At 60.6% G+C, this 17,973-nt stretch carries 13 protein-coding genes and 4 pseudogenes; 1 reads left to right on the top strand and 16 read right to left on the bottom strand.

The features are described from left to right. Nucleotides 1-7: 7 nt before the first annotated feature. From X742_RS162290 to X742_RS162355, 16 genes and pseudogenes are all read right to left on the bottom strand, one after another. A pseudogene (locus tag X742_RS162290) lies at nucleotides 8-301 on the bottom strand (ABC transporter ATP-binding protein); the annotation flags it as partial. A 22-nt stretch (nucleotides 302-323) separates the two neighbouring features. Next, nucleotides 324-2,241, bottom strand: a pseudogene (locus X742_RS01000000169770) (ABC transporter ATP-binding protein). 84 nt (nucleotides 2,242-2,325) lie between these two features. Beyond that, a pseudogene (locus X742_RS162295) lies at nucleotides 2,326-3,295 on the bottom strand (SIR2 family protein). A gap of 240 nt (nucleotides 3,296-3,535) precedes the next feature. Beyond that, nucleotides 3,536-3,748 carry a putative nitrogen fixation protein NifT gene (gene nifT / locus X742_RS162300; RefSeq protein ID WP_023678250.1) on the bottom strand — a complete coding sequence of 71 codons (213 nt, stop codon included), beginning with the start codon at nucleotides 3,746-3,748 and terminating at the stop codon, nucleotides 3,536-3,538. Next, nucleotides 3,745-4,065 (bottom strand): nitrogen fixation protein NifZ, encoded by a 321-nt coding sequence (locus X742_RS162305; protein ID WP_023770891.1) that lies wholly within the window; start codon nucleotides 4,063-4,065, stop codon nucleotides 3,745-3,747. Before X742_RS162305 ends, nifT begins: the two co-directional genes overlap by 4 nt. A 95-nt stretch (nucleotides 4,066-4,160) precedes the next feature. Continuing rightward, complete coding sequence (locus tag X742_RS162310) at nucleotides 4,161-4,355, bottom strand: 4Fe-4S dicluster domain-containing protein (protein WP_023672218.1); 195 nt, start codon at nucleotides 4,353-4,355, stop codon at nucleotides 4,161-4,163. A gap of 31 nt (nucleotides 4,356-4,386) precedes the next feature. Then, nucleotides 4,387-5,862 (bottom strand): nitrogenase cofactor biosynthesis protein NifB, encoded by a 1,476-nt coding sequence (gene nifB, locus X742_RS162315; RefSeq protein WP_023770890.1) that lies wholly within the window; start codon nucleotides 5,860-5,862, stop codon nucleotides 4,387-4,389. A gap of 239 nt (nucleotides 5,863-6,101) precedes the next feature. Next, the gene (gene nifA, locus X742_RS0136180) at nucleotides 6,102-7,790 is read right to left on the bottom strand and encodes a nif-specific transcriptional activator NifA (RefSeq protein ID WP_245275521.1); all 1,689 of its coding nucleotides are present in this window, start codon (nucleotides 7,788-7,790) and stop codon (nucleotides 6,102-6,104) included. A 254-nt stretch (nucleotides 7,791-8,044) separates the two neighbouring features. Further along, nucleotides 8,045-8,344, bottom strand: a complete 300-nt coding sequence (locus X742_RS162320; RefSeq protein WP_023678245.1) for a ferredoxin family protein — start codon at nucleotides 8,342-8,344, stop codon at nucleotides 8,045-8,047. A gap of 11 nt (nucleotides 8,345-8,355) precedes the next feature. Beyond that, nucleotides 8,356-9,736: pseudogene (locus X742_RS01000000169765) on the bottom strand (FAD-binding protein). Nucleotides 9,737-9,745: 9 nt separating this feature from the next. Next, nucleotides 9,746-10,855 carry an electron transfer flavoprotein subunit alpha/FixB family protein gene (locus X742_RS162325; protein ID WP_023770887.1) on the bottom strand — a complete coding sequence of 370 codons (1,110 nt, stop codon included), beginning with the start codon at nucleotides 10,853-10,855 and terminating at the stop codon, nucleotides 9,746-9,748. A 17-nt stretch (nucleotides 10,856-10,872) separates the two neighbouring features. Next, nucleotides 10,873-11,724 (bottom strand): electron transfer flavoprotein subunit beta/FixA family protein, encoded by an 852-nt coding sequence (locus tag X742_RS162330; protein ID WP_023770886.1) that lies wholly within the window; start codon nucleotides 11,722-11,724, stop codon nucleotides 10,873-10,875. A 188-nt stretch (nucleotides 11,725-11,912) separates the two neighbouring features. Beyond that, nucleotides 11,913-12,293 (bottom strand): nitrogenase stabilizing/protective protein NifW, encoded by a 381-nt coding sequence (nifW, locus tag X742_RS162335; protein WP_023736300.1) that lies wholly within the window; start codon nucleotides 12,291-12,293, stop codon nucleotides 11,913-11,915. Continuing rightward, the gene (nifV, locus tag X742_RS162340; protein ID WP_023770885.1) at nucleotides 12,290-13,498 is read right to left on the bottom strand and encodes a homocitrate synthase; all 1,209 of its coding nucleotides are present in this window, start codon (nucleotides 13,496-13,498) and stop codon (nucleotides 12,290-12,292) included. Before nifV ends, nifW begins: the two co-directional genes overlap by 4 nt. 25 nt (nucleotides 13,499-13,523) lie before the next feature. Next, nucleotides 13,524-14,690, bottom strand: a complete 1,167-nt coding sequence (gene nifS, locus X742_RS162345) for a cysteine desulfurase NifS (protein WP_023770884.1) — start codon at nucleotides 14,688-14,690, stop codon at nucleotides 13,524-13,526. 431 nt (nucleotides 14,691-15,121) lie between these two features. Then, complete coding sequence (locus X742_RS162355; RefSeq protein ID WP_023770883.1) at nucleotides 15,122-15,442, bottom strand: iron-sulfur cluster assembly accessory protein; 321 nt, start codon at nucleotides 15,440-15,442, stop codon at nucleotides 15,122-15,124. Nucleotides 15,443-16,127: 685 nt separating this feature from the next. Between X742_RS162355 and X742_RS162360 the strand changes: the two genes are divergently transcribed. Continuing rightward, entirely contained in the window at nucleotides 16,128-17,195 is a 1,068-nt protein-coding gene (locus tag X742_RS162360) for a hemin-degrading factor (protein WP_023770881.1), read from the top strand. Nucleotides 17,196-17,973: the final 778 nt, after the last annotated feature.

The following is a 17,973-nucleotide window of genomic DNA, read 5'->3' as shown; positions in this document are numbered from 1 at the left end:
ATCAAGGGGANGCAAGCTGGGCTGAGCGATCGCTCCCTGCCGGGTTCATGCCGTTGTCGATCGCGTAGCGGATGATCAAGGGGATGAGAAGCTGCGTCCCGGTGAAGATCAGCATCGCGACAATCGTGACAACTACCTTTGCCCGATAGGGATGGACGAAGCCCCAGATCCGGCGGAGGATGCTCTTGTCGAAAGCCCGGCCGAACATCTCCTCCTCGATCCGGTGCGAGCCGACGACCGCGCGCGGAGGGCGTCTGCCGTCGTCACGTTCGGCTTCGAGTTCGCCGGGGCCTTGGTCCATCAGCGGGCGCCCCCATACTGGGTCATATGATATCACCTGGGCGCGTCTGGAGATCGTAAAGGGCTTTGTAGCGTCCCCGCTTCGCCAGAAGCTCTTCATGCTTGCCGCGTTCTACGATTTCGCCGTTATCCACAAAAAGGATCTGATCGGCATGCATAAGCGCACTCAGCCGGTGCGCGATGATGATCGTCACCCGATCCTTGGCGAAGCGCCGCGTCGCCGCGCGAATGCGCTGCTCGGTGCCGGCATCGATCGCGGCCATCGAGTCGTCGAAAACGACGACAGAGGGGCGCAGCATCATGGTGCGNCTCGGTGCCGGCATCGATCGCGGCCATCGAGTCGTCGAAAACGACGACAGAGGGGCGCAGCATCATGGTGCGAGCAATCGTGAGACGCTGGCGCTGGCCGCCAGACAGAGAGACGCCGCGTTCTCCCACGACCGTCTCATACCCTGCTGGGAGCCCTAGAATGTAGTCGTGGAGCTGGGCGAATTCGCCAGCGTGTTCAATTCGCTGTCTCTTCGCCCAGGGGTCGCCATAAGCGATGTTGTTCTCAATCGTGGTGGTGAATAGGAACGCATCCTGCTGTACAACGGCAACCGCCTTGCGAAGGCTCTCGAGCGTGACATTGCGTATATCCTGGCCGTCCAACGTGATGGCGCCACCGGTCACGTCGTAAAAGCGGGGGATCAGATGAGCCATCGTCGATTTGCCGGAACCCTGCGGACCGACGATCGCGATCGTCTCGCCTCTCCGGGCCTCAAAGCTGAGGTTCTTCAGAATGGCGCGGTTTTCGACATTGGGGTACGCAAATGAGACATTGTGGAAGCGCAGAGTGCCGACGCTTATCTCAAGCGGTCTGGCCTCGAGAGCATCCCTGATCGTGATCTCCTGATCGAGGAGACCGAAAAGCCGCGAACCGCAGCTGGAAGCGCGGGCAAAGGCATTGACCATCAGGCCGATCTGGCGGACTGGCATTTGCAGGATGGTCATGAAGGTCAGGAAGGTCGCCATCGTTCCGACGCTGATCTCGCCAGCGACGAGCTTGTTGCCACCGATCCAAAGCACCAATCCCATTGCGAAAAAGAAGGACAAGGTCATCGCCGACGTGCTGGGTACGTAGATGTCAACGAGATCCTTGGCGAGGCCGAGCGCGGTCTTGGAAGCGCGGTCGAACTTCAGCATCTCATAGGATTGAGCCGCAAAAGCGCGGACCACGCGGATGCCTGCGAGATTTTCCTTCATCACGCGGCTTAGTACCGAAAGGCGCTCATAGAGGTCGAGCCAGGTGGCGCGCAGCCTAAGCTGTGTGGTCGATGAGCGCCAGGCGACAAAAGGCACGAAGCTCAGCGCGACCAGGCCGAGCATGGGATCGGTCGAGATCATCATGTAGGCGCCGATCCCGATCAGCATGGTGAGCAGGACCACGCGAACGAGCGCGGTGGAAAAATACATCCGCACGCCTTGGAGATCGAGCATTCCGATGGTGATCAGATCGCCTGAATGGACCCGGTCGTGAAAGGAAAAGCTGAGACGCTGGATCTTGTCGTAGTAGGCGAGCCGCAGTTCGTACGCGACATGATGCCCGACGGCTTCGGCAAAATAGTTCTGCGCCATCGTGAAAAGGCCGCGTAGCGCGCTGACGGCGAGCAGCAGGAGAGCCGGGGTCCAGAGCGCTTGTCCTGCCGCGCTCCCGGCGACACCGCCCCCGATGGCTGTCTGGGCCTGGTCGACAGCCCGGCCGAGAAGCTGGGGAATGAGCAACTGGAGGATTGCCGCCATGATCGTCGAGCCCATAGCGAAGGCGACTTGCCAGGGATGCCGAAAATTCATACGCGTTATGCGCAACAGCGTACTCAAATCCCGGCCCCAGCGGGCCGCTTCAACATGGGTGAACGAATTCAGAGCGTTCGTTGCGCTGCCGACAGCATCACTGTTCACGGGTGTATTCCCGACTGCATTTTGCGCCTTCGAGGAAAGCCGAAGGACGCATCATCAAAGGCGACCGCCATTTTAATCCCGTCCTCAACCTGCAGCCGTGCCCGTTCCCAGAAGCCGAGCCGCCGCTTGACTAAGTGGCATGTCGATCACCGTGATTCCGCTTGCCGCAAGGAAACGCGCTTCGTTTCTGGTCAGGGTTTCCGCGTCCATTACAGTGCAGTAGGGACCGCNTTCCGCTTGCCGCAAGGAAACGCGCTTCGTTTCTGGTCAGGGTTTCCGCGTCCATTACAGTGCAGTAGGGACCGCGGGAGCGCTTCATGATCTGTCTGGCGTAGGTGCGCAGCATCTGATCGTTGAAGCGGCAGCCAACGAAGAAAAATCCACGGGTGATGCGCCGTTCCTTCACCACGTCTGGGATCGGTGTCTGGATATCAATTTCGGTCAGGACTTCGACATAGTCGGAATCTGCGACGAGAAAGTTTTGCGAGGGCCTACTGCTCCCGTGAGGTGCATAGAGGACCGTCTTTGCCCCCGATCGAGCGTCGAGCTCCCTCCCGGACAAATCGTAGGTTTTCGTCCAAATGTTGCCGATTTCGTTCGCCCGCGTGACGCCTTGTATCTCAACGACGTCCGTTCGGCCGGTCTCCACGAGAGCCGTGCGCATCGCGCTGTCATACCAGCTGTCGATGATGAGGGAGAGCGGCAGCCTTGCGAGCCAAGCGTGGAGGAGGGTTGGCCTCACCGGCGCTGCGAATATCTCGGTCATCCAAGCTTGAAGCGTCCGGCGATGCCGGCGCTGTTCGATGAACTGCGCAACCGACCACATATTGGTGCGGATCCTGGAAGGGGCGGGCGCCCGTGCATTGAGTGCCGCGGCAACGACCTCCGGAGTATGCGGCACTGGCGGTTCCGCACAGTTCAACCCAAGAAGACCCGGACCGAGATAGGGGATCACCTCATCGGCGGCGAGCGCTTCCTTCGCCAAGTCAAGCAGCTTATCGGCAAAACTGTCCCGCACTATGACGAGGTGGTCCGATGTCAGGATCGTGTTCATGCTCGTTTCCTCGCGACGCACCTAGGGGCAGCATCAGCCCTCTTCGGAAATCTTCCTTGCCTCGACGGTGATCGGCAGACGCGTATCATGTGGGAGNTAGGGGATCACCTCATCGGCGGCGAGCGCTTCCTTCGCCAAGTCAAGCAGCTTATCGGCAAAACTGTCCCGCACGATGACGAGGTGGTCCGATGTCAGGATCGTGTTCATGCTCGTTTCCTCGCGACGCACCTAGGGGCAGCATCAGTCCTCTTCGGAAACCTTCCTTGCCTCGACAGTGATCGGCAGACGCGTATCCCGTGGAAGATCGGGTAGGAGGAGCCGCCACCCGTTCCTGAGCGTGACCGTTCCGCCCCACAACTCTTCCTTCTCGAGCTTGATGATCGGCTCTTCGAGGTCTTTTTTGGGGACATACGCCGACAAGCCAGCATCGGTCCTGCGGATCATGACTTTCATCTGGCCGTCCCTTCATTGGAATTGCTTTCAGCACTGCAGAACGCCTCGGCTTTGTCGAGGCTCATCAGTTCACGCGCTCGCATGCCGACGACGGTGCCACGGTCGATCCACTCGACCGCATAGATGAAGAACTGCTGGAGAAAGGTGCCGACGTCACGCACATATCCCTCATCGCCCTTCCGCACGAGATTTTCGCCGATCTCCCTGCCAGGATAGGTGCCGTCATTCTTTATGTGGCGAGTAGCACGTACCCGCTCTCCCGGCATGAATCGTGGCGGCCTGCGGATTTCGATCTCCTCTTCGCGTCTGAGCGACATGTCCGTTCCCTGATTTCTCTTGCGGCTGCAGGTTGTGAACAAGGCGTTCCAGGCGTCCTGCGTAGGCAGCCCCAACCATGTCGGCAGCCATGTGGTCACGCAGGAACGCAGGTCTTCGGCACCGGGCATACCGAGGCACATTGCTGCGCATCGAAGACCCCCTCGCATTCGGTGCACTTCTGTGACTCGATCACGTAGCTCTCGCCTTTGAACTTGATCGCGCCGGAAGGACATTCGAATTCGCAGGCGCCGCATTGGGTGCATTGGGATGCGATGATCTTGAAAGCCATTTTAACTCCTGGTCCGAATGAATGAGACAGCTCAGGCCGTCGCCGCGAGTGCGGGAGTTCCAGATGCGGCGGCGCAAATCGCACTGATTGCGGTCTCGATATAGTCATGGGCATAAGCATCGGTCGCTTGTATTCCAGCCTCCGCGAGCTGATCCTGCGGGCAATTTCCAATCTTGGCGCACAGCACGATGTCTACGCCTTCCAGCGCTGCGATGACGCCATCGAGGGTGGCCTCTGCGCTCCGGCCGCCGAGACAATACTGCTCGACCTTGCGATGCCCGACAAAGCTGATGCCTCTCGGCGAGGCTTCGTAAACCTGGAATTCCTTCGCATGGCCGAAATGTTCGTTGACGCGGCCGCCGCCCTTGGTCACCACCGCGAAGAGGACGGATTTGCCGGGCCTCGCTGCCTTGACCAATCCGATCGCTTCACTTCTGGCCGCCACGTGATCACGGCGCTCCTGCGCGACCAGCTCCCGATAGGCGTTACGCTTGCTGGCATCGTAGGTGACCTCGCCGGGAATCCGGTCGGCCGTGAATTCTTGGCCACGATCCTCGCCAAGCATGCCGACGGCATCTGCCCGGCACTGCCGGCAGTGGCGCATCAACTGGGCGCCGCCTTCGACACGATCCTGAAGAGCTTTCATCTCCATTGCGTTTGGGCCGCGCTGCCCGCTCAGTCCGTAATGCGTGCCGTGTCCCGGGTCCGAAATCAGCGGCATGAGGTTGTGCAGGAACGCGCCTCGCTCCTTGACCCATCTATTCACCTCGATCAGATGCTCATCGTTCACGCCCGGGATCACCACCGAGTTGATTTTGGTGAGGATGCCGCGCGCGGTCAGCATCTCCAGGCCCAACATCTGCCGCTCATGCAGGATCCGGGCGGCTTCGATGCCGACGTAGCGGCGATGGTCGTAAAAGATCCAAGGATAGATCTTTGCACCAATCTCAGGGTCGACCATGTTGATGGTGATCGTCACGTGATCGACGTTCATGTCGGCAAGCTCATCGACACGGTCCGGCAGCGCCAGCCCATTCGTGGAGATGCAAAACTTGATGTCTGGAATTTCCCTGGCAACCCGCGCGAAGGTTGCCTTCGTCTTCTTCCAGTCGTAACAGGCATCGCCCGGTCCGGCGATGCCGAGCACGGAAAGCTGCGGCACCTCGCTGGCGACCGCGATCACCCTGCGTAGCGCCTGGTCGGGCGTCAGCGTTTCAGAGGCCACCCCAGGCCGGCTTTCGTTGGCGCAGTCATATTTGCGATTGCAGTAGTTGCACTGGATGTTGCAGCCCGGCGCGACCGCGACGTGCATGCGCGCGAAATAGTGATGCGCCTCTTCTGAAAAGCAGGGGTGATCCTTGATCTTCTCCCAGACAGCCGGATCCGTGTCGTCGGGCTTTGTCGACGAGCCGCAGGATGACGCGCAGCCACCGGGTTTCATGGTGCCAAGCAACTGGTCACCGAATGTCGTGCTGAGGCTCTCAAGCGAAATTGCCGGTGCAGACATGAACGGCTCCGTTGCTGCGTGATGTCGCAGTTCAAAGCGCAAGAGCTATGCCAGCTCAAAGAGCTGTTTCGGTTCACGAATAGGCTTATCGTGTCAGATTTCTTCGGATTGCTCCGACAAACCTTTGTCGGGCTTACGACAGTGGACACGCAAATAGGGTCGCGAGGCTAGCAGCCTCGGGCGCGCAGAGCGTGAGCGAGACCACTCCGGGCTGCTTACGGTTGACGTCATCACGACGTCTAGAATTTCTTCACCACGATACCATGCCGGCGCAGGGCGTAGCCGACTTGCCGCGGCGTGAGGCCGAGGATACGAGCCGCCCTGGCCTGAACCCAACCGGCCTTGTCCATCGCGTCGATCACCCGGTCGCGTTCCGCCAGACGCGGGGGACAAGCGGGATCGTTCGGATCGCCGGCCGTAAGGGGAGATATCTTGCCTGCGGAGGCACCGATGCAACTGGCCGGCAGCCGCAATCCGACCGGCACTGCGTTGACCCGTGCGAGATCGTCGATGGCATTGCCGCCATTCGAGCGGTCGGCTCGCTTCCAGAGGAGCCAGGAAAGGCACTGGCCCTTCTTACAGGCGAAATCGGATGGAGTGATCGTCCTTGAGCGCGCAAGTGTGGCCGTCCTTTGGACGCAGTTCTCCAGCTCGCGGACGTTACCAGGGAAGTAACATTGCGAGATCAGGTCAAGCGCCGGCGCCGCGAAGGCTAGTGCGCGATCGTTCTCCTTGTTGAACCGGTTGAGGAAGGCGTTCGCAAGGCGTGGAATATCGCCGGTTCGCTCTCTGAGCGGAGGCAGGATAATTGGCACGACATTGATGCGGTAATAAAGGTCGGCCCTGAACTCCCCTTTTATGACGGCCGCCTCGAGGTCCTTGTTGGTGGCGCATATGAGGCGCACGTCGACCTGTAGCGTTTTGGTGCCGCCGACTCGCTCCAACTCGCCTTCCTGCAAGACACGCAACAGCTTGGCTTGAAAGGCCGGCGAAATCTCGCCGATTTCATCAAGTAGCAGCGTTCCCTCATTTGCCAATTCAAAACGACCGGCGCGCTGGGAGATAGCACCCGTGAAAGCGCCCTTTTCATGCCCAAACAGTTCTGACTCCAGAACGCTTTCAGACAGTGCGGCGCAGTTCAATTTGACGAAAGACTTCTTCCTCCGACGTGAGAGCTTATGGATGGCCTGCGCAAAGAATTCCTTGCCCGTGCCGCTTTCACCCCGCAGAAGCACGGTGGAATTGGTCCCTGCTACGACCGAGACGGTTTCGAGCACCTGCTTGAGTGCGGGGCTTTCCCCGATGATCCCGTCGATTTTGGCATCCGCATGCCGGGCAGGGTCGTAGGTCCTCCCCTCGTTGGGCGATTTCTCCGGTCCCGATTGCTCATGGCCACACCGCTGACGATCTGTACTCAGGGCGCGATGGAGGCGGATGGTCCGGCCGACAAGGTTGGCGACCATCGTCAGGAAATAAATGGCCTCGTCGTCGCGAAAGTCGGTGGCGCCGTCTCCGGCGCGGTCGATCGACAATGTCCCAAGGATATCATGATCAGCCTTTAGCGGGATACCGATAAAGGCAATTGGGATGGTTCCGATGCTCGAAGACGTTTGAAGGTCAGCCTGAAATAGTTGGGACTTGCGCACGTCCGGTATGAAGAGCGGCGTCCCCGTAGCGACGATTTGATCTGTTACGGCCTGTGGTATGACGCGGCGAGTGCCTGATTGACGTACGTGGGTATTGCCGGCAGTCGCGGCAATCTCCAGCTCTCCTTCAGCGTCCAGGACGACGATTGCTCCGTGACGCATCTGCAGAAATGAAGGCAGGACGTTCACGACATTGGCGAGCGTAATCTCCAGCTCGCTGGGGGCGGTCAGCACCTTCGATATCTCGTAGAGTCCTCTGAGCGCGATATCTGATTGGGGCATGCTTTTGCTGGGCGGTTCAGGGCGGGTCTCCCGAGGTCCAACCTCGTCGACCCGATCTTGCGGTCCGTGGGTCATGGAAACACCTCAGGGGTTGTCGTCCAGAGTGCTCCTCCTTTTTTATCTGAATTCTGAAAGCACAGTATTCACGAGCTTCTCTTCGTCAAAGCGACGATCGAAGCAAAGAAAATAGACTTGGCGTTGGGCGAGACCTAAACTGTACCAAGATCAACCCTCTTAATACGTGCGTGCGTCGGTCATCCGAATTTGAAGAGGACTCCGAAACCGCCGCGTGGATAGTTCCACTCGATCTCGCCACTGGTCTCACACAAAATCCGGCAGGTGCCGCACTCCATGCAGCCGTCAGCAGTGATCTCCACTTGACCTTTGTCGTTCAACTCATAACATTTCGCCGGGCAGACGTGGGTAAGCGCGAGCAAGTTCGCGCTTGGCCTCTCGTGCGGTCGCACTTTGATATGCGGGCGGCCGGAATCCACCAAGTAGCGGTTCTGGTAAAGCTTGTCCTCGACACGTGACTTTGTCACTGCGATCGTCATTTCGTCTCCCTTCAGCGCCACGCCAATGCAAGGCGGACCGCGTCGCTGACCAGCCCCCAACGCGAGCGCGCCTTGATGAAGGCCGCCGTGGTCGCCTTTTCCTTCTCGATCTTCGGCGTGCCGTCGACACGCATGAAGTTCTGCGCGGCTTGGGACATCAACCGCGGATAAGTTGTGAAGTAATTGCAGGAATTGGTGTGGAGCAAGGCCGGCATATCTTTGTATNGACATCAACCGCGGATAAGTTGTGAAGTAATTGCAGGAATTGGTGTGGAGCAAGGCCGGCATATCTTTGTATTTCTTCAGGTCCTTGACCACGAAGGACTTGTCCAGCATGGCTTTGTAAAGAGCGAGATTTCGTTTGGTCATAGGAGCGTTGCGGCTGTTGACCTCGATGATTGCCTCAGCCGCGATGCGGCCGGAGGTCATGGCGAGGTTCGAACCCTCGCGGTGAATGGCGTTGTTCAGTTGCGCGGCATCGCCGACCACGACCCAACCATCGCCAAACAGCTGCGGAATAGCCTTGTAGCCGCCTTCGGGAATGAGGTGTGCGGAATATTCTTTCACTTCCGAGCCGGCGATCAGCGGCCGGATCGAAGGATGGCTCTTTAAGGCATCAAGGAGAACGTAGGGGCTCTCGACCATCGCGGCGAAATCGGAGACGAGGCAGCCAATGCCCAGTGAGATCGACTCCTTGTTGGTGTAGAGGAAGCCGAGCCCGGCCATGCTGCGGGAGGTCGTGCCCACCGCCTCGATCACGCAGCCTTCATCGCCCTTGACGCCGAACCGCTGCTCAATGACCTCTTCGGGCAGGAAATGCATTTCCTTAACGGCGAGCGCCACGGTTTGTGGCTTCGGCATCTGCCGCAGGCCGGCTCGCGTGCCAAGCAGTCCGCAGACACCTTCTGCGAGAACGACCACGTCCGCGTAGATGGCTCCGCCGGCCCGGTCTGTGCGCACGCCAATCACCCTGTCCTTGGCGTCACGGATGAGCTCCGTCACGGTCGTCTCGCACAGAACCGTCGCGCCGGCCTCGCGCACCTTACGCGAAAACCATTTGTCGAACTGGGCACGGATGATTGTGTATCGGTTGGGCTTGGCCTCATTGAAGTCGTCCGACCGATAGTGAATCCCGGTATGGGATGTGTCGTCCATCACCCAAAGCCGCTGTTCAACCAAATGCCGCTCGAGAGGCGCATCGTCCCTGAAATCCGGGATGATCTTCTCCAGCATGTTCGCGTACATGATGGCACCTTGGACATTCTTGGAGCCCGGATATTCACCGCGCTCCAACTGCAGCACCTTTAGGCCATGGCTGGCCATGGTGTAAGCAGCTGCGTTTCCGGACATGCCTGCCCCAACAACAATGGCGTCGAAGTTTTCCTCGATCATGTCCGTCCCTTAGCTCGCAAGCTTATCGCGACTGTGGGGCGACAGCCGCCGGGTGAAGGCTTCCGTCAGTGCGGGCAGGAAGCGGATCGCGTCGGTGACGATTCCGAGGTGAGCGAAATCGAAAATCGGCGCGTTCGGGTCGGTGTTGATGGCCACGATGAGATCCGCCCCCTCGACGCCAACCCGATGCTGGACGGCGCCGGAAATCCCGGCCGCTATGTAAAGCTTCGGCCGGATGGTCTTGCCAGTCTGGCCGATCTGCCGATCAGCTGGCATCCAGCTCTTCTGGACTAACGGGCGCGAACAGCCATGCTCGGCGCCGATTGCTCGCGCGAGGTTCTTCACAAGCTGCAGGTTCTCCGCCGCGCCAAGACCAAGGCCTCCCGCAACCACGACGTCGGCATAGGCAAGGTTTGCCTTTGCCGACTGATTGTCCGGCAGGAAGCCGAGGACTTTGGTAGCGATCTCGTCCTCGGCAAGCGAGAGCTTGTGCCGGATGACACGCCCGACCGGTTTATCCGTCCGCTGCGGCATGGGCATGACCCTTGGCCGCACTGTCGCCATCTGAGGGCGGAAATTGAGCGTATAGATCGTGCACAACAAGGAACCGCCGAAAGTCGGACGCGTGGCGGCGAGCGAACTGTCGGTATCCACATCGAGTTCGGTGCAGTCGGCCGTGAGCCCTGTCTGCAAGGTCGTCGCCACGGAGCCGGCAAGATCCCTGCCGAGTGTGGTGGCACCGAGAAGAAGGATTTCGGGTTTGTGGGTATCGACCAGATCCGTCATCGCCTTGGTGAAAGGCTCGTTCCGATAGTCGGCGAGCAGGGGCGCCTCGGCGATGTAGACAAGGTCAGCACCATACGCGAATGCTTCGGCAACGGCGTTCCCGACGGCCTCTCCCGGCGGTCCGAGCACGACGCCTGCAAGCTGGACCTGAAGCTTGTCTGCTAATTTGCGGCCTTCGCCGAGCAGCTCGAATGATACGGGGTGGACCTGGCCGCGTTCGAGCTCGATGAAGACCCAGACGTGCCGGTAGTCCTTGAAATGGGCGGGCAGCTCCTTCTTTATGCCGGCGCGGCCGGCGGCAGGGCGAGGGGGTTCTCGGTTCGCGGTCGACATCGTTTTGCTCCTTGCCGTCACGCGCCGCCGTTGAAGGCGAGCTCATGTTCCAGCGCCGGCTGGCGGGTGAAGATTGCGGTGATGAGTTCGTCAGCGACATCGCGCAAGGCCTTCTCGGCGGTGTCGATTAGTGCCGCCTTTTCAGCTCGAGCAGGAGGGGCGAAAACACGCTTGACGACCGTCGGTGAGCCGCGCAGGCCGCATTTGGTGAGATCCTCGATGCCGGCGTCGGCCGCGCTCCATTTCAAGACCTGGCTGCGCGCGGCGCACAAGGCGTCGTGGATCGAGCCCCGGCGGATCTCGTTTGTGCCTTCCAGCATGGTGATGAGGCAAGGCAGCCTGCTCTTCAGCATCTGTGTGCCGCCTTCGGAGCGGCGCTCGACCTTGATCTCGCCTGCAGCAAGGTCAATAGAGGGGATCTTCGCAACATAGGTCAGTTGCAGGAGTCCGAGGCGCTTGGCGATGCCGGGCCCGACCTGGGCGGTGTCGCCATCGATCGTCTGCTTGCCGGTGAAGACGAGGTCTGGCGTGCCGAACGCCTCGCCGACTTTCGCGATTGCCTGTGAAAGGGCGAACGAGGTCGCCAGCGTGTCGGAGCCGGCAAAATAGCGGTCGGTCAAGAGCACCGCTCGGTCGGCGCCGTAGCCGAGCGCCTTGCGCAGCGCGTCCTCTGCCATGGGCGGACCCATGGTGAGCACAGTGACTTCGCCGCCATACGCATCGCGCAGTCTGAGCGCTTCTTCGAGGGCGAACAGGTCGTAAGGGTTGATGATGGTCGGAACACCCTGGCGCATGATTGTGTTCGTCACCGGATGGACCCTTATCTGTGCCGAGTCCGGCACCTGCTTGATGCAGATTACGATGTGCATTGGCGGTTTCTCTAGGCTCCTGTCCGGGTGCGGGCATTGCGGTTATCTCCTTGATCCGCATAATCCGTGCCAAGTCTCTTGCGCTGCCCCCTTTCCTACAACTTCGGCTGGTTGCTTCTGACGGCGCTGTGGTGATGACCGGATTTGTCGGCTGCTCGACATTGTCGCGTCGCAACCCTTGTCGCCGCTCATTCCCGTCCGAACCGCTTCAGTACCGAGTCGAACGGGACAAAGGTGTGACCCGGCGCGGCAGGTTTGTTCGGATCGTGGTCCTTGAGCACCTTGAAGACCCGATGCGTGAGCGGCGAGGAAATCGCAAAGTCCTCGTAAGCGCGTTCGAGCGTCGCGCGCACCCTCGCGGCAATCACCTGGTCGGGTAGACCGGAGAAATCTTCTTCGGCAAGGTATTGGCCCACGCGCTTCATTATATGGAGCCGCGAGACATTCAGCACCTTGGGGTCATAGGAGACGCCAAGGACTGAGAAGAACTCCTCCGCGGCCGACAGGCGCTTCAATCGTGCGAGGATGTCGGTGACATCGATGGGGCGGCTGTCAGCGGAACAATTCATTGCATTCTCCCTGGTCGCAAAACTGTGGCCTTTGCGCGCGCGCGCACGGCTGACCTGGACCCGCACAGCTCGAAGAGGGACGCCTCGCTGCACTTTTTATCGTAGAGCTCGACCAGTCGAGTTGCAGTGAGCGTCGATTTGGTCTCGGCCGCCTCGCGCCGGACGCGGGCCACCATCGCGGCTGCCAGATCCGGGTCGAGATCGCGACCGCTTTCGCTCAGCACATGGGCAATCGCAGTGGCGCCGGAATGCTTGCCGATGACGATCCGCCGGCAGCGGCCCACGAGAGCCGGATCAAGCCCCTGATAAGTGCGCGAGTCCTTCAGCAGCCCTGCGACGTGAATGCCGGATTCGTGGGTGAAAACATCGGCGCCGACGACCGGCTTAGTGGCCGCGATCTGCCGGCGGGCGGCCCAGGCCACCTCGGCGGCGAGGCTGGGCAATGCGGTCAGCTCGATGCCGGTATCCGCGCCGCCGAAGACCGCCATCGCGGCGGCCACCTCTTCCAGCGCGGCATTGCCCGCACGCTCGCCGAGCCCCAGGACGGTGACGGAGGCATGGCGCGCGCCTGCGCGGATCGCCGCCAGCGTGTTGGCGCCAGCAAGTCCGAGATCGTTGTGCGCATGAAATTCAAGGTCGATTGGAGACCGCGCCACGAGCTGGGCGACAAGTTCGAAGGTCGAAAACGGGTCGAGAACACCGACTGTGTCGGCCAGCCTCACGCGGCTTGCGCCGGCGCGTGCGGCCGTCTCGATGACGCGGGCGAGATGATCCCGATTGGCCCGCGAGGCATCCTCGCACCCCACCGCGACGAAGAAGCCGGCGGCGGCGGCGCGCCTGACCATATCATCGATGACCTGGAGCGCTCCCGCCTTGTCGAGGCCGAGCTTGGCGGCAAGTTGGATGTCCGACGCAGGCAGCGACAAATTGACCGCCTGGACCCCGCTCTCGATCGCTGCATCGAGATCCAACGACGTCATCCGGCACCAGGCCATGAGCCGAACCGGAAGACGCCGCGCGACCACGGCGCGAATTGTTTCGATCTCGTCGACGCCCATGACCGGCGTGCCGATCTCGATCTCTGTGACGCCGGCCGCCGCAAGAGACTCAGCGATCTCCAGCTTTTCCGTCGTGGTAAAGGCGACGCCCGGCGCCTGCTCGCCATCGCGCAAGGTCGTATCGTTGAGAGAGACATGACGGGTCATAACCGGTAGCCTGTTCTTCTGCCGCTCACGCATAGACCGGATTACCCGGCCCAGAACCGAAAAAGCTGCGCAGCTTCCCCACGATTGCCGGCATGACCTCGAGCACCCGGTCGATATCCTCTTCGCTGTTGTCCCGCGCCAAGGAGAAGCGGACTGCCGCGTGCGGCGTTTTCATCGCGCTTAGGACATGGCTTGGTTCCAGAGAGCCGGAGGTGCAGGCCGAGCCAGAGGAACACGCGATGCCAATGCGGCTGAGGAGAAGAGGAATTCCATCACTGTCGACATGTTCGAAGGAGATGTTTGCGGTGTTGGGCAACCGTTGCAGGGGATCACCAGTGACACAGGTGCCTGGGATGCGCTGGAGGATCCCGCCCTCCAGACGATCGCGGAGCGACTTTACCCGTGTGGTCTCGTCGTCCATGAATTTCAAGGCGAGTTCGGCCGCCGTGCCGAGCCCGGCTATGCCGGGCGTATTCTCGGTGCCAGCACGCCGGTTGTGTTCTTGGTGTCCCCCCTTGATCAGCGAATGGAAGTTGACGCCGCGTTTTACGAAAAGCGCGCCGATCCCTTTCGGCCCGTGCAGCTTGTGGCCGGAGAGCGACAGCATGTCGATTGCGGTCGACTTCAGGTCCATCGGAAGCTTGCCGACCGCCTGCACAGCATCCGTATGGAATAGGGCGCCCACTTCCTTGGCCAACTCGGAAAGCCTGGCCACGGGGAAGATCACACCAGTCTCGTTGTTCGCCCACATTATGGATACGATTGCCACCTGTGGGGTGAGGGCGGCCATATAGGCGTCGAGGTCGAGCCGGCCACGGCAATCCACCGGGATCCTATGCACCTTGACGCGGCGGGTCTTCTCAAGATGCGCGCAGAGCGTCAGCACGGCGGGATGCTCGACTGCGGACGTCACGATCTCGGTTCGGTTGGGCGCCGCCTCGAGCGCTGAAAGAAGCGCTGCATTGTCGCTTTCTGTCCCACCCGAGGTGAAGGTGATCTCATCGTCGAACTCCGCGCCGATCAGCGCTTGCAATTGCCTCCGCGCCTTTGTCACCGCCGCACTGACTGAGGCGCCAAGAGCGTGCGCCGACGAAGGGTTGCCGAATTGATCCCTAAAGAACGGCAACATCGCTTGCAGGACCGCAGGATCGACCCGTGTGGTTGCGTTGTTGTCGAGGTAGACAGGCTTCATAGGTGCGATCCTCAGTTGACCAGAATGACGCGGCGCGGACCGACTCGTTGAGCCTCTGGCGCATGCCGTTGATGATAATGGGCCTGAACTGGCAGCCCGCGCAGACGCCCGGAGTGTTTGACGCAGACCGGATCTCCGTCGAGATGGACATGTTCGCAGTGGCCGCCGTCAGCCGTAAGGACGCCCGAACGCGATAACGTTATCGATGAGCCGAATTTGGCACAGCAGCGCGATCTGTCCGCAAGCAGCTCGGGTGACACCAGGACCCGAGCTGTTTCGGGAGGCGGCGTTCTTTGCACCTTACCGGAAGCGAATGGCGGTCCCGAGATCCGTTTTCCTTGGTCTTTAGGACGGGGACATCTGTCGTGCCGGCCATATAAGTCTCCTCTGCCGCAAAATGAGTCCGACGGCCGCATAGGGCCTTCGGGCGTTTAACTGAAGGACTTGCCGCAGCCGCACTTCTCGCGCGCATTGGGGTTATCGAAGACAAAGCCGGAAGATTCGAGCCCGGTGAGGAAGTCAACGGTCATGCCGGCGACAAGGGGTTGGGAGCCCGTGTCCACGAACAGCTTGATCCCATCTGTGTCAGTGATCGCGTCGCCCTCGCGCGACACGCTCTCCAAGCCCATTAAGTATTTGAAGCCGGCGCAGCCGCCGGTCTCGACCATAATGCGAAAGCCTTCCGCCGGCTCGCTGGCGCGGGAAAGAGCAGTCTTGAAGGCGGCAACAGCGTTGTCGGTGAGCGTAATCATGGCTCCATTCTCCTCAGTCCGGGACCTGCTTGCGCATCACGTCGCATGCACCGTGCCAAAGCGAAAAAAACGTTTCAACACAGCGCGGCATCTCTGACACTGCCGTGCTTCTTGTGAGTGCATTGCTGCGAAGCTGTCGGCCAACCGACACGTACTGTCGGGTTTGTCGGGATCGCCACGAGGAATGTTGGGCCTGAGTTCTTGGTTGAACTCACATCACCAAATACAGAACGTCTTCTGAGCTTGCTTCGGCGCAATTGGCACGGTTTTTGAGGCTCCGTTTGGCGAGGCGGCAAGAGCATGCCGATCCACAATCATGCCGTGGGTGCCCTCGCGATGGGGATGGGGCGAAGCAAGGGAGCAACATGTCAGGACCGGGTCAGATACGCCTTGTTTGGCAAAGCAGCGACGCCCCGTGGCATCCGAATGCCCGCCTGGCCGATTGCGACAACACCCATACTCGCTCACACCGCCCAGTAGCCGCCGACCGGCTCAACGGGATGCCATCGGCATGTCATGCTCGCCGGTTTTCGGCGCGGGTGCGACGCCGTGCGCACGCTGTCCAGCGACCCTTTGTTCATGGGCCAGCAGCAGATCAGGGGCGAGCATTACGGCCGCCCTATCGCCTGAAGATTCCCCGGCAGGGCAGCTGATCCTTACACGTAGGTAGAACCAGGGGTAAGACATGGACCAGCGCGAGAAACCGTCGCCCGACGAAATCCGGCGGGCGTGCAAAGACAATCCAAAAATCCGGGAGCATGATCTCGCCGCTCGATTGGGCGTTTCGGAAGCCGAATTGGTCGCGGCGCATTGTGGTCACGGCGCGGTGCGCATCGAGCCGCGCGTCGATGATCTGCTGACTGGCCTCGAAGCGGTCGGCGAGGTGATGGCGCTCACCCGCAACGAAAGTGCCGTGCACCAAAAGATCGGCGTCTACGACAAAGTGGTCACCGGCAACCAGCATGCCATGGTGCTCGGCGACGACATCGACCTGCGCATCTTCCCGAAAGCGTGGGCGTATGGCTTCGCCGTCGAGAAGCGCGAGGGAGCCGAGATCCGCCGCAGCCTGCAATTCTTTGATGCCGCCGGCGAGGCGATGCACAAAGTACATCTCAGGCCCGCCTCGAACCTGCAGGCCTATCAGAATCTGGCGGCACAGCTCGTATCCTCCGACCAGGAGCCGATCATATCGGTCGAAGCGGGCGGTGCGCGCGATAACGCAGTGAGTCCGGACCAAGCCGCCACGGCCGACGACCTACGCGAGCACTGGAGCCGGCTGAGCGACGTGCATCAGTTCTACGATATGTTGAAGACACTGAAGCTCAGCCGCTGCCAGGCAATGCGTATGGCCGACGAAGATTACGCCTGGCTGCTCGACAATGATGCCGTTGGCGCCCTGTTCCAGCAGGCGGCCGAAGACGAGATGCCTATCATGTGCTTTGTCGGCAATCGTGGTTGCATTCAGATCCATTCCGGCCCGATCAAGTCGGTCAAGCAGATCGGGCCGCGGATCAATGTGCTCGACGAAACCTTCCATCTGCATCTGAGGACCCATCACATCCGCGAGGTCTGGGCCGTGCGCAAGCCGACGAGGGACGGTCACGTCACGTCCATTGAAGCCTATGGCGCCGACGGCAAGATGATCATCCAGTTCTTCGGCACGCGCAAGGAAGGCGAACGCGAGCGCAGCGACTGGCGGTCTCTGGCCGAGAGTCTGCCACGCATTCCCGGTCCGAGCGACAGGGATGTATAGAGTGTGCCGACAGGCCCTCGGATTGAACCGGCCGCCATAGGACTCGGCACCACGTTCCGACATTTAGGTCCATGTGCGATAGTGCTTGCCGTCGTAGCGCATACGCACGGTTAGGCGTGCGCGCCGGAATTGACCGCGTCGATACAGGCAGGCTCGTCGTCGTCCGGACCGGTGCGCACGACTGCATCGCCGTCTGACGGAAATCCTTGCAGCGGCTACAACAACGCATATGCCATCAGCGCCGAACCGAAGCGGAAGCGCCGCCGGGTCTTATCGGACCGCACCCGAACCGTGCGCTGGATAGCGTCGTTGCTCAATCCAGGCCGTGCGAGCGATCTTCTCGCCCGTCACCGGAAGGCAGTGCAGCAGCATCCAGGCCGAACAGGCCGATGTGGACTCGAAACCGACCGTGGATGTCGGTTGTCGGACGTTGTCCTGAGAATGGTGGACAGGTGATCATCAACTTAGTGGCGGCGGGCCCAGTGCTGGCTGGCGTCGCTTGGCGCAGGCTAGGGGTGCGCCTATCCGGCACGCGACTTGCTTCGATAATTTGGTCAGCGGGGCGTCAGCAGTGCGTCACGGAGCTCAAAGCGGATTGACCACCTCTCAACCCTATCGGGGATAAGCGGCGGCTTTGCTTCATGACCGCAGCGAGGCGGAGATGCCTTTTGATTGACTTCGCAACCGATCTCATCCGCGCTGGCAGTGGGCTGATCGGGCGACAGAATCTCGAAGGCGCCCGACACGAGACGCACCCATGCTGGATATCTACTTTATG

This window comes from Mesorhizobium sp. LNHC229A00, assembly GCF_000502415.1.
Lineage (GTDB): Bacteria > Pseudomonadota > Alphaproteobacteria > Rhizobiales > Rhizobiaceae > Mesorhizobium.
Note: the sequence above shows the minus strand (reverse complement) of the source record. Positions and strands in the feature narration are given on the sequence as shown.

Bases quoted from the DNA above. Each gene is read 5' to 3' on its own strand.
- X742_RS162355 (WP_023770883.1), bottom strand. From the start codon at position 15,442: ATGATTACGCTCACCGACAACGCTGTTGCCGCCTTCAAGACTGCTCTT.
- X742_RS162360 (WP_023770881.1), top strand. From the start codon at position 16,128: ATGGACCAGCGCGAGAAACCGTCGCCCGACGAAATCCGGCGGGCGTGC.
- X742_RS162325 (WP_023770887.1), bottom strand. From the start codon at position 10,855: ATGTCGACCGCGAACCGAGAACCCCCTCGCCCTGCCGCCGGCCGCGCC.
- nifT (WP_023678250.1), bottom strand. From the start codon at position 3,748: ATGAAAGTCATGATCCGCAGGACCGATGCTGGCTTGTCGGCGTATGTC.
- X742_RS162320 (WP_023678245.1), bottom strand. From the start codon at position 8,344: ATGACGATCGCAGTGACAAAGTCACGTGTCGAGGACAAGCTTTACCAG.
- X742_RS162330 (WP_023770886.1), bottom strand. From the start codon at position 11,724: ATGCACATCGTAATCTGCATCAAGCAGGTGCCGGACTCGGCACAGATA.
- nifA (WP_245275521.1), bottom strand. From the start codon at position 7,790: ATGCCCCAATCAGATATCGCGCTCAGAGGACTCTACGAGATATCGAAG.
- X742_RS162305 (WP_023770891.1), bottom strand. From the start codon at position 4,065: ATGTCGCTCAGACGCGAAGAGGAGATCGAAATCCGCAGGCCGCCACGA.
- nifS (WP_023770884.1), bottom strand. From the start codon at position 14,690: ATGAAGCCTGTCTACCTCGACAACAACGCAACCACACGGGTCGATCCT.
- nifB (WP_023770890.1), bottom strand. From the start codon at position 5,862: ATGTCTGCACCGGCAATTTCGCTTGAGAGCCTCAGCACGACATTCGGT.
- nifW (WP_023736300.1), bottom strand. From the start codon at position 12,293: ATGAATTGTTCCGCTGACAGCCGCCCCATCGATGTCACCGACATCCTC.
- nifV (WP_023770885.1), bottom strand. From the start codon at position 13,498: ATGACCCGTCATGTCTCTCTCAACGATACGACCTTGCGCGATGGCGAG.
- X742_RS162310 (WP_023672218.1), bottom strand. From the start codon at position 4,355: ATGGCTTTCAAGATCATCGCATCCCAATGCACCCAATGCGGCGCCTGC.